This window comes from Sphingopyxis sp. GW821-FHT12F08, from assembly GCF_058806755.1.
Window position 1 is genome coordinate 347510 of record NZ_JBXAQA010000001.1, and the last position, 12979, is coordinate 360488.

Annotated in this window: 13 protein-coding genes; 4 read left to right on the forward strand and 9 right to left on the reverse strand. The window is 66.8% G+C overall.

What is annotated here, in order from left to right:
* Nucleotides 1-43 precede the first annotated feature (43 nt).
* Complete coding sequence (locus tag AC1RNQ_RS01745; protein WP_493168419.1) at nt 44-1516, forward strand: WS/DGAT/MGAT family O-acyltransferase; 1473 nt, start codon at nt 44-46, stop codon at nt 1514-1516.
* 12 nt (nt 1517-1528) lie between these two features.
* On the opposite strand, the gene AC1RNQ_RS01750 is transcribed toward AC1RNQ_RS01745, so the two are convergent.
* The 9 genes from AC1RNQ_RS01750 to AC1RNQ_RS01790 all read right to left on the reverse strand — a co-directional run bounded on the left by AC1RNQ_RS01750 (nt 1529) and on the right by AC1RNQ_RS01790 (nt 10213).
* Nucleotides 1529-2293: a hypothetical protein gene (locus AC1RNQ_RS01750; RefSeq protein ID WP_493168421.1), complete on the reverse strand. Its 765-nt coding sequence runs from the start codon at nt 2291-2293 to the stop codon at nt 1529-1531.
* Nucleotides 2290-2691: a 30S ribosome-binding factor RbfA gene (gene rbfA, locus AC1RNQ_RS01755; RefSeq protein WP_493168422.1), complete on the reverse strand. Its 402-nt coding sequence runs from the start codon at nt 2689-2691 to the stop codon at nt 2290-2292. The genes AC1RNQ_RS01750 and rbfA overlap by 4 nt, the downstream gene beginning before the upstream one ends.
* Nucleotides 2688-3242, reverse strand: coding sequence for a DUF1697 domain-containing protein (locus AC1RNQ_RS01760; RefSeq protein ID WP_493168423.1), 555 nt, complete (start codon nt 3240-3242; stop codon nt 2688-2690). Before AC1RNQ_RS01760 ends, rbfA begins: the two co-directional genes overlap by 4 nt.
* Nucleotides 3243-3277: 35 nt before the next feature.
* Nucleotides 3278-5821 (reverse strand): translation initiation factor IF-2, encoded by a 2544-nt coding sequence (infB, locus tag AC1RNQ_RS01765; RefSeq protein ID WP_493168425.1) that lies wholly within the window; start codon nt 5819-5821, stop codon nt 3278-3280.
* Nucleotides 5822-5838: 17 nt separating this feature from the next.
* The gene (locus AC1RNQ_RS01770; RefSeq protein ID WP_493168427.1) at nt 5839-6609 is read right to left on the reverse strand and encodes a DUF448 domain-containing protein; all 771 of its coding nucleotides are present in this window, start codon (nt 6607-6609) and stop codon (nt 5839-5841) included.
* Nucleotides 6590-8197 (reverse strand): transcription termination factor NusA, encoded by a 1608-nt coding sequence (gene nusA, locus AC1RNQ_RS01775; RefSeq protein WP_493168429.1) that lies wholly within the window; start codon nt 8195-8197, stop codon nt 6590-6592. Before nusA ends, AC1RNQ_RS01770 begins: the two co-directional genes overlap by 20 nt.
* On the reverse strand, nt 8197-8742 hold the full coding sequence (gene rimP / locus AC1RNQ_RS01780; RefSeq protein ID WP_493168431.1) for a ribosome maturation protein RimP: 546 nt from the start codon (nt 8740-8742) through the stop codon (nt 8197-8199). The genes nusA and rimP overlap by 1 nt, the downstream gene beginning before the upstream one ends.
* Before the next feature lie 200 nt (nt 8743-8942).
* Nucleotides 8943-9563 carry a hypothetical protein gene (locus tag AC1RNQ_RS01785; protein WP_493168433.1) on the reverse strand — a complete coding sequence of 207 codons (621 nt, stop codon included), beginning with the start codon at nt 9561-9563 and terminating at the stop codon, nt 8943-8945.
* A gap of 110 nt (nt 9564-9673) precedes the next feature.
* Entirely contained in the window at nt 9674-10213 is a 540-nt protein-coding gene (locus AC1RNQ_RS01790; RefSeq protein WP_493168434.1) for a hypothetical protein, read from the reverse strand.
* An 82-nt stretch (nt 10214-10295) separates the two neighbouring features.
* Between AC1RNQ_RS01790 and AC1RNQ_RS01795 the strand changes: the two genes are divergently transcribed.
* The 3 genes from AC1RNQ_RS01795 to AC1RNQ_RS01805 all read left to right on the forward strand — a co-directional run bounded on the left by AC1RNQ_RS01795 (nt 10296) and on the right by AC1RNQ_RS01805 (nt 12819).
* Nucleotides 10296-10871, forward strand: a complete 576-nt coding sequence (locus tag AC1RNQ_RS01795) for a helix-turn-helix domain-containing protein (RefSeq protein ID WP_493168436.1) — start codon at nt 10296-10298, stop codon at nt 10869-10871.
* 47 nt (nt 10872-10918) lie between these two features.
* Nucleotides 10919-11521 (forward strand): HD domain-containing protein, encoded by a 603-nt coding sequence (locus AC1RNQ_RS01800; protein ID WP_493168437.1) that lies wholly within the window; start codon nt 10919-10921, stop codon nt 11519-11521.
* A 158-nt stretch (nt 11522-11679) separates the two neighbouring features.
* On the forward strand, nt 11680-12819 hold the full coding sequence (locus tag AC1RNQ_RS01805; RefSeq protein WP_493168439.1) for a cell wall hydrolase: 1140 nt from the start codon (nt 11680-11682) through the stop codon (nt 12817-12819).
* Nucleotides 12820-12979: the final 160 nt, after the last annotated feature.

The following is a 12979-nucleotide window of genomic DNA, read 5'->3' on the forward strand; positions in this document are numbered from 1 at the left end:
TGACGGCCGGCCGCTGTCGCTTGACACCTCGCCGCCCCCTGTCATGCTGCGCACAAATATGCAGCACAATCAGTGGGGAGAGCTGCCGATGCGCCTGATGCCGATCAGCGATGCGATGTTCCTGGTGGGCGAAAGCCGCGAGATGCCGATGCATATCGGCGGCATCAACCTCTACACCCTGCCCGACGATGTCGACGAGACCGACTGGCTGAACGAACAGCTCGCGCTGCTCCGCCAGTCCGAGGGGCTGCGCCGGCCGTTCAGCGAGGTGCTCAAGCTCACCGCGCTCGGCCAGTACGGCCCGATCCGGCTCGAGCCCGACCGCGACATCGACATGCATTACCATGTCCGCGCCTCGGCGCTGCCCAAGCCGGGGCGCTACCGCGAGATGTTCGAGCTCGCCTCGCGGCTCCATTCGGGGCTGCTCGACCGCACCCGGCCTTTGTGGGAAATCACGCTCATCTCGGGGCTGCCCAACCGCCAGATCGCGACCTTCAAGAAGATCCACCATGCGCTGATGGACGGCGCGGCGAGCATCCATTTCTACAATTCGATGCTGTCGCCCGATCCCAAGGAACGGCGCACCGCCTCGCCGCTCTCGGTCGAGGCCTATGAAGCCTATAAGCGCAAATTCCCGCCGCCGAAGAAGGCCCCGCGCCCCAGCCTGACCGACATCGCGGCGATCGGCGATTTCCTGAAGGAGCAATGGGGCAACAGCGTCGGGGTGACCAAGGCGCTCAACCAATATGTCGCGGCGATGGTCGGGCTGGGCGGCGACGGGCTCGTCACGCCGTTCGCCGGGGTGCCGCGCACCAGCTTCAACCGCAACATCACCGGCGCGCGCCGCTTCGTCGCGCAAAGCTGGTCGCTCGAACGCGTGCGCCGCGTCGGCAAGGCCTATGACGGCACGATCAACGACGCGGTGCTCGGCATGTGCGCGGGGGCGATGCGCAAATATCTCCAGTCGCTGAACGAACTGCCCGACAAGCCATTGAAAGCCATGGCGCCGGTGTCGATCCGCCCCAAGGACGACATCGATTCGGGCAATTCGGTCGCGTCGGTGACCGCGAACCTCGCGACGCATATCGACGATCCGGCGAGCCGCATGGCGGCGATCCAGGAATCGATGAACTCGGCGAAGGCGCAATTGCGCGCGATGACCGCGTCGCAGATCCAGCTCTACACCGCGATCACCAGCTTCCCGATGATGCTCACCGCGCTGACGCGCACCGCCGACAAATTCCCCGCTTACTCGGTGACGATCTCCAACGTCCCAGGCCCGCGCGAGCAGATGTACTGGAACGGCGCGCGGCTCGACGGCATGTATCCCGCAAGCATCCCCGTCGACGGCATGGCGATGAACATCACCCAGGTGTCGAATTTCGAGAATATCGACTTCGGCATCACCGCCTGCCGCCGCAGCGTCCCGCACGCGCAGCGGATGATCGACTATCTGGAGGAAGCGCTGGTCGAGCTGGAAGCGGCGGCAGGGATCAAGACGCCCAAGGGGAAGTAGCCGCGCAGTGCCTCAGAAATCGGCATAGGGTCCGTCGACCGGGAAATCCCATTTGCCGTCGTCCGGCAGCAGGCGAATCGAGGCCTCGACGACGGCGCCGGTCTCGATGTCCGAGATCATCAGGAACGGTTTCCACTGCTTGTCGGCAGAAATCGGGCCGCCCTCCCAATTGTCGTGATCGATGCATGCGTCCGGACGTGTCACAAAGACCCATGCCAACTGGCGTCCGTCGGGAGACCATCGAAGCCCTGTGCCGGTGACCCAGAGCCATGGCTTCGGTCCGGGCAGGCAAGGCGAGATGCGTCGAGCCATGTCTTCACCGCGTTTCAGAAAGCGATCATGCTCGACGATGCCGCGCGACGTAATCTCGAAAATGCGCGGCCGCTCCAACCCCGACCCCATATAGTGATTGATCAGGAACCAGTCGCGCCGCGGCGACCATTGCAGCACGAAAGGCATGCTGTCGTTGAGCGCAGGGATCGAACCGATGATGCGCCCGCTCGCCTCCTCGATCCGAACGTCGTAAATTTCTCGTTCGCCGCCTGTGGCCGGGGTCTGGACGATTCTCCAGCGCCCATCGGGCGACATGACCGACCGTGGGCACGGCACCATGAACTGTACGCTGCCGTCGGGATTAGCGCCGCTATTGTTGCAATCGGCATCGAGCGCGCCGCGCGCGACATGCCATTTCTGCTCGCCGCCGACGAAGGGAACACCGATGGCCACCGCGATCGCGATCAAAGTCGCAGTCACCACGGCGATCCAGCGGCCGTTCATTCGGCGTCCCTGTCCTCCAGATCGCGCACCACCTTCGGATCACGCAGCAATTTTTCGATATGGCTCGCTTCGTCGAAGCTCTCGTCCGCCAGGAATTTCAGCTTCGCGGCATATTTCATCCGCACCTTCGACGCGACGGTCTTCTGCAGATAGGCGGTGTTGGTGCGCAGCGCCTTCAGCACCGCTTCCTCGTCCTTGCCGAGCAAAGGCTTCACGAACACCGTCGCGTGGCGCAGGTCGGGCGACATACGCACTTCGGTGATGCTGACGGGTTGCTTTGCAAGCACATCGTCGTGGACGTCGCCGCGCGCGAGGATTTCGGACAGGAGGTGGCGCACCTGCTCGCCGACGCGCAGCACGCGGACCGAAGGTCCCTTGTCCTTTTCGGGCTTCTTCACTTGGCCTTCTTCTCTTCGTCCAGTTTCGCGACGATGCGCGCGATCGAGCGCATGTTACGCGCGGTGCCCTTGCAGCCCAAGCGCCTTTCGATGAAGGGGCCGGTCAGCTTGCTGTCGGCGACGCCGTCGCCATAGTCGAGGAACAGCATGCGCTGGCCAAGCGCGAGCTTCTCGCCGCCCCGACCCAGATGATCGCCCACCAGCTGATCGAACTGCGCCTGCGTCGGCTGGTCGGTCAGGAACATGGTGTGGACGAACCGGTCCTCGTTCGTGCCCGCGAAGGGATTGTCCAAGACGCCCGCGGCCAGTTCGTCCCGGTCGCGCACCACGACCGCGCTCGTCATGTCGAAACGGTCGTCGACCATCAGGCCAAGCTTTTCCTCGAGCCCGCGTGTCGGCCGCGCATCATGGTCGAACAGCACATTGCCGCTCGCGACGACGGTCTCGACGTTGCTGAACCCCTCGGCCTCGAACGCCGAGCGCAGATCGACCATCCTCAGCCGGTTGCCGCCGACGTTGATGCTGCCGAACAGGGCGACGTAGCGCGCCATGGTGCCGCCTCCCTGTTATGCGGAGCGGACGCCCGTCAGAGCGTCCGGTCGCGCAGTTCGACTTCGAAGACTTCGAGGTGATCGCCCGGCTTGATGTCGTTGGTGTCCGCCAGCACGACGCCGCACTCGAGGCCGGCGCGCACTTCGGCGACGTCGTCCTTGAAACGGCGCAGCGACGCGATGGTCGTCGCCGAGACGATGACGTCGTCGCGCGTGAGGCGCGCGTGGAGCCCCTTGCGGATGATGCCTTCGAGCACCAGCAGACCCGCCGCCTTGTCGCGCTTGCCGGCCGGGAAGACCTCCTTGACCTCGGCGCGGCCGACGACGGTTTCGATCCGCTCCGGACCCAGCTCGCCCGCCATTTCCTTCCTGACTTCGTCGGTCAGGTGATAGATGACGTCATGATACATGAAGCGCACTTTTTCGCGCTTCGCGATCTCGCGCGCCTTGGCGTTCGGGCGGACGTTGAAGCCGATGATCGGCGCATTGCTCGCCGCCGCCAGCGTCACGTCGCTTTCGGTGATCGCGCCGGCGCCCGACTGGAGCACGCGGACGCGGATCTCGTCGGTCGACAGCTTGTTGAGCGCATTGACGATCGCTTCGACCGAGCCCTGCACGTCGCCCTTGATGACCACCGGATACTGGATGACATTGGCCTTGTCGGCGAGCGCCTCGAACATGCCCTCGAGGCTGACGGGCGCCTGCACGGTGCGCTTGCGCGTCGCCTGTTCCTGGCGATAGGCGGCGACTTCGCGGGCGCGCGCCTCATTCTCGACGACGGTCAGCGTGTCGCCGGCCATCGGGACGCCGCCGAGGCCGAGGACCTCGACCGGCATCGACGGAGTCGCCGCCTTGATCTGCTGGCCCTGGTCGTCGATCAGCGCGCGGACGCGGCCGCTTTCGGCGCCGCAGACGAAGATGTCGCCGACCTTGAGCGTGCCGCGGCGAACGAGGATCGTCGCCACCGGACCGCGGCCCTTGTCGAGCTTCGCCTCGACCACCGTGCCTTCGGCGGCGCGGTCGGGATTGGCCTTCAGCTCCATGATCTCGGCCTGCACCGCGATCGCCTCGAGCAATTTGTCGAGACCGGTCTTCTTGAGCGCCGACACTTCGACATTCTGGACGTCGCCGCCCATTTCCTCGACCACCAGCTCGTGCTCGAGCAGGCGCTCGCGGACGCGCTGCGGGTTGGCGCCTTCCTTGTCGACCTTGTTGATCGCGACGATGATCGGCACGCCCGCGGCCTTTGCGTGGGCAATGGCCTCGATCGACTGCGGCTTCAGCCCGTCGTCGGCGGCGACCACCAGGATGACGATGTCGGTGACGTTCGCGCCGCGCTGGCGCATCTCGGTAAAGGCCTCATGGCCCGGCGTATCGAGGAAGGTGACGAGCGACCCGTCGGGGGTCTTCACCTGATAGGCGCCGATATGCTGGGTGATGCCGCCGGCCTCGCCCGCGACGACATTGGCGCCGCGCAGCGCGTCGAGCAGGCTGGTCTTGCCGTGATCGACATGGCCCATGATCGTCACGACCGGGGCGCGCGGTTTCAGATGTTCGGCGTCGTCGACATCCTCGTCGTGGCGGATGTCGATATCGCCTTCGCTGACGCGCGTGATCTCGTGCCCGAATTCGGTGACGAGCAATTCGGCGGTGTCCTGGTCGATCGTATCGGTGCCGGCGGCCGGGCTGCCCATCTTGAACAACGCCTTGATCAGGTCGTTGGTCTTTTCGGCCATGCGGTTCGCCAGTTCCTGCACCGTGATGCTTTCGGGCACCACGACTTCGCGGACCTGCTTCTCGCGCGGACCCGAGAAGCTGGTGTGCGAGCGCTTTTCCTTTTCGCGGGCGCGCTTGAGCGCCGCGAGGCTGCGCGCGCGCGCGCCCTCGTCCTCGTTCAGCGCGCGCGTGACGGTCAGCTTGCCCGACTGACGGCGGTTGTCGGCGCCGCGGGTGGCCTTGGGCTCGGGACGCTTGGGTTCGGGGCGCTTGGGCGCCTCGACCGGGGTGAAGCGGCGCGGCGCCGGGGCGGCGCTGGTGGTGCTGCGCGGCGCGGGGGTTTCGGCTTCCTCGGCCTTGGCGACGGGCGCTTCGACGACCGGCGCGGTTTCGGCGGCGGGCGCGGGCGCGGCGGCGGGCGCGGCGACCGGGGCCGCCGACTGCTCGCCGCGCGCTTCGGCGCGGGCCTTTTCTTCCTCGGCAGCGCGCGCGCGCGCGGCTTCCTCGCGGCGGCGCGTTTCCTCCTGCGAATTCATGCGCGCTTCTTCGGCTTCGCGCAGCAGCTGCGCCTGGCGCTCCTGGCGCGACATCAGGCTGTCGGCCTCGCTCGCGCGCGGGGCGGGCTTCGGCGCAGGGGCAGGCGCGGGGGCCGGGGCGGGCGCCGGAGCAGCCTCGACCTCTTCGACCACGGGCTCGGGCGCGGCTTCGCCGGGACGGCCGAGCACGCGGCGACGCTTCACCTCGACCACCACCGTGTTGCGGCGGCCGTGGCTGAATTGCTGCTGCACCTGTCCGGCCTCGACCGTCCGCTTCAGCCCGAGGGGCTTGCGGCTGAGGGTCGGCTTGTCCTGTTCGTCACTCATCGAAAACCATCATTCCTTCAAAACGCGTCCGAAGCGGCGGTGCCGTCTGGCGCCGCCCCAATTTCTGATCCGTCGCCAAGCGACGGGTTTTGCGGATCGGAATCGCGATTGGTCGCGTCCCTACTCCATCCTGTGAAAAACTGCCAGCGGCTCAAATGCGCGAGCACCCGGGCCGCGGCGCGGGCGTCGGTCAACGCCAGATGCACCGCATTCTCGCGCCCCAATGCCATAGATAAGGTCGCGCGGTCCACCGGCAAGACCCTGCCTTCGCGGCCCGAGCCTTCGTCGTCCTCGCCGACGCGCCACGCCTGCGCCAGTTTCTTGCGCCCGTCCTCGCCCGCGTCGCTGGCGTGGATCAGCAGGCGAACCTGCCCGCGCCGCGCCGCCTGTTCGATCTTTTCGCTGCCGCTGATCAGCGTGCCCGAGCGCGCTTCGAGCCCGAGCCGGTCGAGCGTTGCGCGCTGGAGCTGCGCCTCGATCCACGCGCCGAGGTCGTCGGGGATGACGAACTGGCCCTCGTGCAGCGCCCGCGCGAGCCCGCCCTTCAGCTTGCCCTTCGCCTGCGCGGTTTCGAGGTCGGCGCGGGTGACGCCGATCCACGCGCCGCGCCCCGGCGCCTTGCCGAGCACGTCGGGCGCGATGCCGCCGTCGGGGCCGAGCGCCAGGCGGACGAGCTGCTCCGCCGGCGAAACCTCGCCGGTGATGACGCAGCGCCTTTCGGGCACATGCTGGCCGCGCCGTCCAGCGCGGTCTGGTTCGCTCAGCTGATCATTGTGCGGGGTCCGCATCGGCGGCCTCCCCGGTTGCCGGTTCGTCGTCGAACCAGTGCGCACGCGCCGCCATGATGATCTCGTTGCCCTGCTCTTCGCTCAGGCCATATTCGCCGAGCACGCCGCCCTTGTCCTCGGTGCGTTCGCGCGAGGGGCCGCGGCGGTTGTCCTGCCGCTTCTTGGCGATCAGCTCGTCGGTCGCAAGATCGGCGAGGTCGTCGAGCGTCTTGATCCCGGCCTTGCCGAGCACGACGAGCATCGCCTCGGTCAGGTGCGGCATGGTGGCGAGATCGTCCTCGACGCCCAGTTCGCGGCGCGCCTGGCGCGCGGCTTCTTCGCGGCGTTCGAGCGCTTCGGTCGCACGGCTCTGCAGCTCCTCGGCGAGTTCCTCGTCGAAACCTTCGATGCCCGCGAGTTCCTCGGCGGGCACATAAGCGACTTCCTCGAGCTCGCTGAAGCCCTCGGCGACGAGCAGCTGCGCGAGCGTCTCGTCGACGTCGAGCTCTTCCTGGAACATCGTCGAGCGTTCGACGAATTCGCGCTGGCGCTTCTCGCTCGCGTCGGCCTCGGTCATGATGTCGATCTGGCTGCCGGTGAGCTGGCTGGCGAGACGGACATTCTGGCCGCGGCGGCCAATGGCGAGGCTGAGCTGGTCGTCGGGAACGACGACCTCGATGCGGCCGTCATCCTCGTCGATCACGACGCGCTGCACCGTCGCGGGCTGGAGCGCGTTGACGACGAAGGTCGCGGTATCTTCCGACCAGGGGATGATGTCGATCTTTTCGCCCTGCATTTCCTGGACGACCGCCTGGACGCGGCTGCCCTTCATGCCGACGCAGGCGCCGACCGGGTCGATGCTGCCGTCATAGCTGATGACGCCGATCTTGGCGCGCGAACCCGGGTCGCGGGCGGCGGCCTTGATCTCGATGATGCCGTCGTAGATTTCGGGCACTTCCTGCGCGAACAGCTTCTTCATGAAGTCGGGGTGCGCGCGGCTGAGGAAAATCTGCGGGCCGCGGTTTTCGCGGCGCACCGACAGGATGATCGCGCGGACGCGGTCGCCGACGCGCATCAATTCACGCGGGATCTGCTGGTCGCGGCGGATGACGCCCTCGGCGCGGCCGAGGTTGACGACGATGTGGCCGAACTCGACCGATTTCACGACGCCGGTGATGATCTCGTTGCCGCGGTCCTTGAACTCTTCATACTGGCGCTCGCGGTCGGCTTCGCGGACCTTCTGGAAGATCACCTGCTTCGCCGACTGGGCGTCGATGCGGCCGAGGTCGACCGCGGGCAGCGGGTCGACGATGAAGTCGCCCAGCTGGGCGTCCTTCTGCAGCTTCTGGCCGGCGGCCAGATCGACCTGCTTGAAATAATCCTCGACCTGCTCGACGACCTCGACGACGCGCCACAGGCGCAGGTCGCCGGTCTGGGCGTCGAGCTTGGCGCGGATGTCGTTCTCGGCGCCGTAGCGCGCGCGCGCGGCGCGCTGGATCGCTTCCTCGATCGCCTCGATGACGATGCCCTTGTCGATCATCTTCTCGCTGGCGACCGAATTGGCAATCGCGAGCAGCTCGGCCTTGTTGGCGGAAATGGCAGTGGCCATCAGTCCTGTCCTTCTTCTTCCATTTCGTCGGCGCCCTCGATCGAGAGCGGGACGGTTGCGGCAATCAATTTGTCGGTGAGGACCAGCTTCGCCGTGTCGATCGCGTCGAACGGCAGCTTGTGCTCCACCCCTTCCTTATCCGAAATCGTCACGACATCGCCATCGATGCCGATCAGCTCGCCGTTGAAGCGCTGGCGCCCGTCGCGCTTTTCCTTGAGCGCGATCTTCGCCTCATGCCCCGCCCAGTCGGCGAAGTCGGCGCGGCGCGTCAGCGGCCGGTCGATGCCGGGCGACGAGACTTCGAGGCGGTACGCCACCTCGATCGGGTCCTTGCCCGCCTCTTCCAAGGCGTCGAGCTGGGCCGAGATGCGGCGCGACAGGTCGGCGCAATCGTCGATCGTCAGCTGGCGCGTGTCGGGGCGCTCGGCCATCACCTGCAGCGTCGGGTCGCTCTCGCCGCCGAAGAAGGCGACGCGCACGAGCGCAAGGCCCATCGCCTCGGCTTCGGGCGCGATGATCGCATTGAGGACGTCGAGGTCGGCCAAGCGGGTCTTTCAAATTTGGTGACCGGAAAAACCATGCAGGAACAGCCGCCGCGGCCCGCGGCCCCGACGTCCCAACTGGCTAACCATGTCAAGAAGTAGGGCGCATATAGGCGAGGGTGGGGATTCGGGCAAGGGGGTTTGAGGCAGCGCCTGCCAAATCCATCGAATGAGCGCAGTCTCTATTTCGGGCGGCGCCCCGATCAGCGCTGGCGATGCCTTTGCTCTGCACGCTTCATGAGATCCGCCGCATATGGCAGCCCCGCGAAAGCGCCGCGCGCCTGGAAATGATCGTCGATGATGCCCAGGCCGATCCACTCTCCGTAGATCGTGGCCGTCACTTCTCCCATTCTTGTGTCATTCAATATGACTTCGCCGAAGCCGCAGCTATGAGCGAGAGGAAAGCAGGGATCGACGGCCTTTTCCCAGTTTACCTCGAAGCATTTGAAGCCAGCTGATCCGATTTCGTTCGGATAGCAGGTCAAATCCGATTTATACCGCAGCGTATCGTCTTCACGATATATGTATTTTTTTGAACTCCAGTTCGCAATCTTCCTGACCGACCCGCCTTTCGAAACGATCAGCGTGCGACCGTCGGTAATCTTGTAATTCCCCCGTTCGAGCCAGCAAATCAGAGCAAAGCCTGCATCATTGCTGCTGCCTAAGAAATTGGCGGGAAATTTGTCGCTATACGCGGCGAACAACATCTTTCCCGCCGCCCCCGTCGGCGTACCCATAAAACTGTCGTCCATGCGTTGCTGCGATTCGTATGTTTCATAAGCAAGCTTTACAAGATGAGCGACCAACCCAAAGGGAAACACCATATAATTAGCTCCTACCAAGTCCGTGATACTTCCGATCGACGATCAAATGGCAGGTTTCTTCTAGCGCGTTTACATCAGGCTGGAAATCCGTCCGATAGGTCCGATTGCGCTTACGGCCGATCGTCCCGCCCCGCCGAGGGGTCATCATCCACCACTTCAACCACGATATGCGGCCATAGCGCCGCGAGTGTCCCCGCCCAGCGCTCGTACGGCCAGGGGATCACCTCTTCATTGAACCACGCGAGGCGTTCGCCGTCGAGATCGTAGAGTGACACCGAATCGTCGCTCTCGTCCTGCCGGATGATCTTCACCTTGCCGATGCGCGAGGGGTGGATGCGGCCTTCGTCGCCGCCCGCGGCGCCGATGCGACCCTGCCACCAGACGAGGTCGCCCGTCGCGGGATCGATAAAGCTGCCGCGGTTCGGGTTGGCGAGCATGTTGAGCGCGGCGCCGAGGCCAGCCAATGCGCCCAGCCTCTGCGCCAGCGGCACCAGCCAGGGCGCGCATTCACGGCCATCCTCGCTGCAATTGTCGCGCGGATCGATCACCGATCCCGCCCAGAAGAAGAAGGCGCCGAAGATGAGCAGCAGCCACATCCGGAAATCGGTACGCGCGCTGCGACGATAGGCGGGGAAGGCGAGCGCGGTCATGGAGCGACCCTAGGCTGCTGCTCCCAATATTTGCCTAACAAGGGCGTTCCGGCGCGGCGCACGGCGCGCTATGCTGCGCGGCGTGACCCACGCCATCCTGCCCTGCCGCGACCATCTGGGCGCCTCGCTGCGGCGGTGGCGCGCGCTCAACCGCGTCAAGCAGGCCGCGCTCGCCGAGGAACTGGGCGTGTCGCAGACGACGGTATCGCGGTGGGAGGCGGGAACCATGCCGCTCGGCCCGCGCGAGGAGGACCGGGTGACGCAGCTGCTCGCGGCAAGGCCGGCCTCGGCCGCCGATCGCGCGCTGCTCGACCTCGTGCGCCACTCACCGCGCCCGGTGCACCTGATCTGCGACCTCACCCACCGGCTGTTCGCCGCGTCGCCGGCGCGGATCGCCGGGTGGCGGGTCGGGGTCGAGGACCTCGCCGGCCGCTCGCTGTGGCGCTTCGCCTCGCCGGGAATCGCCGCGGGCGAGGCGGCGCTCGATGCGCTCGGCTGGTACGCGCCGGTCGCGCCCGCGGTCGTGGTCGAGACCGAAGACGCCGACTTCGCCGAACTGAGCATCGCCGCCGGCCGCCTGCGCTACACGCGCATGCCGCTGTCGGACGGAAGCTTCGCGCGGCTCGTCGAGGATGGCGCACGCAGGGGCCGCGCATAAAATATTCCTGCCGTTGAGCCGGCATCGCGGCGGGCTAAGCTAGCCGCATGACGACCGAGCAAGCCATCGACCCGTCGCGCCTCGCCGCGATCCTCGCCTTTCTCCAGGCGGCGGAGAAGCTGAAGGACACGCTGCGCAGCGGCATCACCTCGGGCGGCCGCACCGAAAGCACCGCCGAGCATAGCTGGCGGCTGTGCCTGATGGCGATGCTGTTCGACCGCGAGCTTGCCGGATACGACCGGCTCAAACTGATCAAGCTCTGCGTCGTCCACGATCTGGGCGAAGCGATTTCGGGCGACGTCCCCGCGACGTGCCAGCAGCCGGGCGACGGCCGCGCAGCGCGCGAACGCGCCGACCTCCAGGCCCTATGCGCGCCCCTCCCCGCCGATCTAGGCCAGGAGATACTCGCCCTTTCGGACGAATATGGCGCCGCCGCGACGCCCGAAGCGCAGATGGTCAAGGGTTTCGACAAGCTCGAAACGATGCTCCAGCATCTTCTGGGGCGAAACGCCCCGGATTTCGATTACCGGTTCAACCTCGGCTATGGCGCGCAGCATACGGGGAAGCACCCACTGCTCGCACAGATGCGCGGGCTGGTCGATGCCGCGACGCGCGAGCGTATCGCCGAGCTGGACCGATCGACCGCCTGATCGCGGCCACGACCCTTAACGCCCGCCTTCAGCAACGTCCCTTCGCGGGACACCCTGACCGCGGCGCAACATTTTATTCGCACCTCGCGGCATAAGACAGGCTGCCTACCCCCGCGCGAATCACTCGCGCGGGCGCCGCACGAGACGCCGAACGCCGCATGAAGCCCGAACTCAACCTCAGCGCGCAATCGCCCTGGCTCGACCCGGCGGCCGATTTCGCGCCCGCCGGACCCGACCGGCGCTGGTGGATGGGGCTCGCGCTGGCCAGCCTGTTCGCGTGCCTCGCGCTCGTCGCGACCACCGGGCAGCTGCGCGCCTTCACCCCGGGGCCGTACAGCGTCAGCGTGCCGGTCGACTTCAAAGCCTATGACCCGACGCGCTGGGCGATCATGAACGCCGAGGATTATGAGGACGCGCTGAAGCTCGACCCGACGCTGCCGAACCCCGACAGCGTCGGCTTCGGCGACGCCGCCGCGCTGCCGCCGGTCGATCCGGCAACGCTGCGCGAGGAAGCCTTCGTCGGGCCGCCGGCCAAATCCTATGTCTTTCGCGGCGTCACCGCGCTCGACCGCGAGCGCGCGCATTATTGCCTGACGTCGGCCATCTATTACGAGGCGGCGTCGGAGAGCGACGACGGCATGCGCGGGGTCGCGCAGGTGATCATCAACCGCGCCCGCCACCCGAGCTTTCCGAACACCATTTGCGGCGTCGTCTTCCAGGGATCGCAGCGCGTCGGCGTGTGCCAGTTCACCTTCAGCTGCGACGGCGCGATGGCGCGCGCGCCGAGCCGGCCGAACTGGCTCCGCGCGAGCCGCGTCGCGTCGGCGGCGCTGAACGGCTATGTCTTCCCCGGCGTCGGCCTCGCCACCCATTATCACACGCAGGCGATCTGGCCGCGCTGGGGCAAGAGCCTGGTGATGACCAACATCGTCGGCGCGCATATCTTCCACCGCTGGCGCGGCCGCTGGGGCATGCCCGACGCGTTCCGTGCGCCCTATATGGGCCGCGAGCCGGTGCCGGGTCCCTATACGCCGGTCGCGCAGCAGCTGGCGGTGCTGTCGGGCAAGGGCGGCGGCGCGGCCGCGACCGGATTGCTCCCCGAAGGCAGCGGGTCGGTTGCGGCGCTACCAGCCAGCGCCCCCGCGCCGACGCCGCAGGCGATGGCGGCGGCCGAGCGCCCGATCGGCACGCCGGCGGCCGCAGCCGCCGCGCCCGCGCCGACCTACGCCGACCCGCGGCTCAACCGTTCGGGGCAGGTCCGCGAGGAGTTCAACAAGAGCGGCGAATGGCGGAAGTGAGGGCCTAAAGCCCCTCTCCCCTTCAGGGGAGAGGATAGCGCAGCTTGCTCCGTGAGGAGCTAGCGAAGCTTGGAGAGGGGCATGACCGGGCAGTGGTCGAAACCCCTCTCAACTCCGGCTAGGCAGCAAGCTGCCAAGCCTGCGTATCTCTCCCCTGAAG

Excerpts from the sequence above, each read along its gene's own strand:
- infB (WP_493168425.1), bottom strand. The coding sequence starts at position 5,821 with ATGAGTGACGAACAGGACAAGCCGACCCTCAGCCGCAAGCCCCTCGGG.
- AC1RNQ_RS01750 (WP_493168421.1), bottom strand. The coding sequence starts at position 2,293 with ATGAACGGCCGCTGGATCGCCGTGGTGACTGCGACTTTGATCGCGATC.
- AC1RNQ_RS01785 (WP_493168433.1), bottom strand. The coding sequence starts at position 9,563 with ATGGTGTTTCCCTTTGGGTTGGTCGCTCATCTTGTAAAGCTTGCTTAT.
- AC1RNQ_RS01800 (WP_493168437.1), top strand. The coding sequence starts at position 10,919 with ATGACGACCGAGCAAGCCATCGACCCGTCGCGCCTCGCCGCGATCCTC.
- AC1RNQ_RS01790 (WP_493168434.1), bottom strand. The coding sequence starts at position 10,213 with ATGACCGCGCTCGCCTTCCCCGCCTATCGTCGCAGCGCGCGTACCGAT.
- AC1RNQ_RS01760 (WP_493168423.1), bottom strand. The coding sequence starts at position 3,242 with ATGGCGCGCTACGTCGCCCTGTTCGGCAGCATCAACGTCGGCGGCAAC.
- AC1RNQ_RS01770 (WP_493168427.1), bottom strand. The coding sequence starts at position 6,609 with ATGCGGACCCCGCACAATGATCAGCTGAGCGAACCAGACCGCGCTGGA.
- nusA (WP_493168429.1), bottom strand. The coding sequence starts at position 8,197 with ATGGCCACTGCCATTTCCGCCAACAAGGCCGAGCTGCTCGCGATTGCC.
- AC1RNQ_RS01805 (WP_493168439.1), top strand. The coding sequence starts at position 11,680 with ATGAAGCCCGAACTCAACCTCAGCGCGCAATCGCCCTGGCTCGACCCG.
- AC1RNQ_RS01745 (WP_493168419.1), top strand. The coding sequence starts at position 44 with ATGCTGCGCACAAATATGCAGCACAATCAGTGGGGAGAGCTGCCGATG.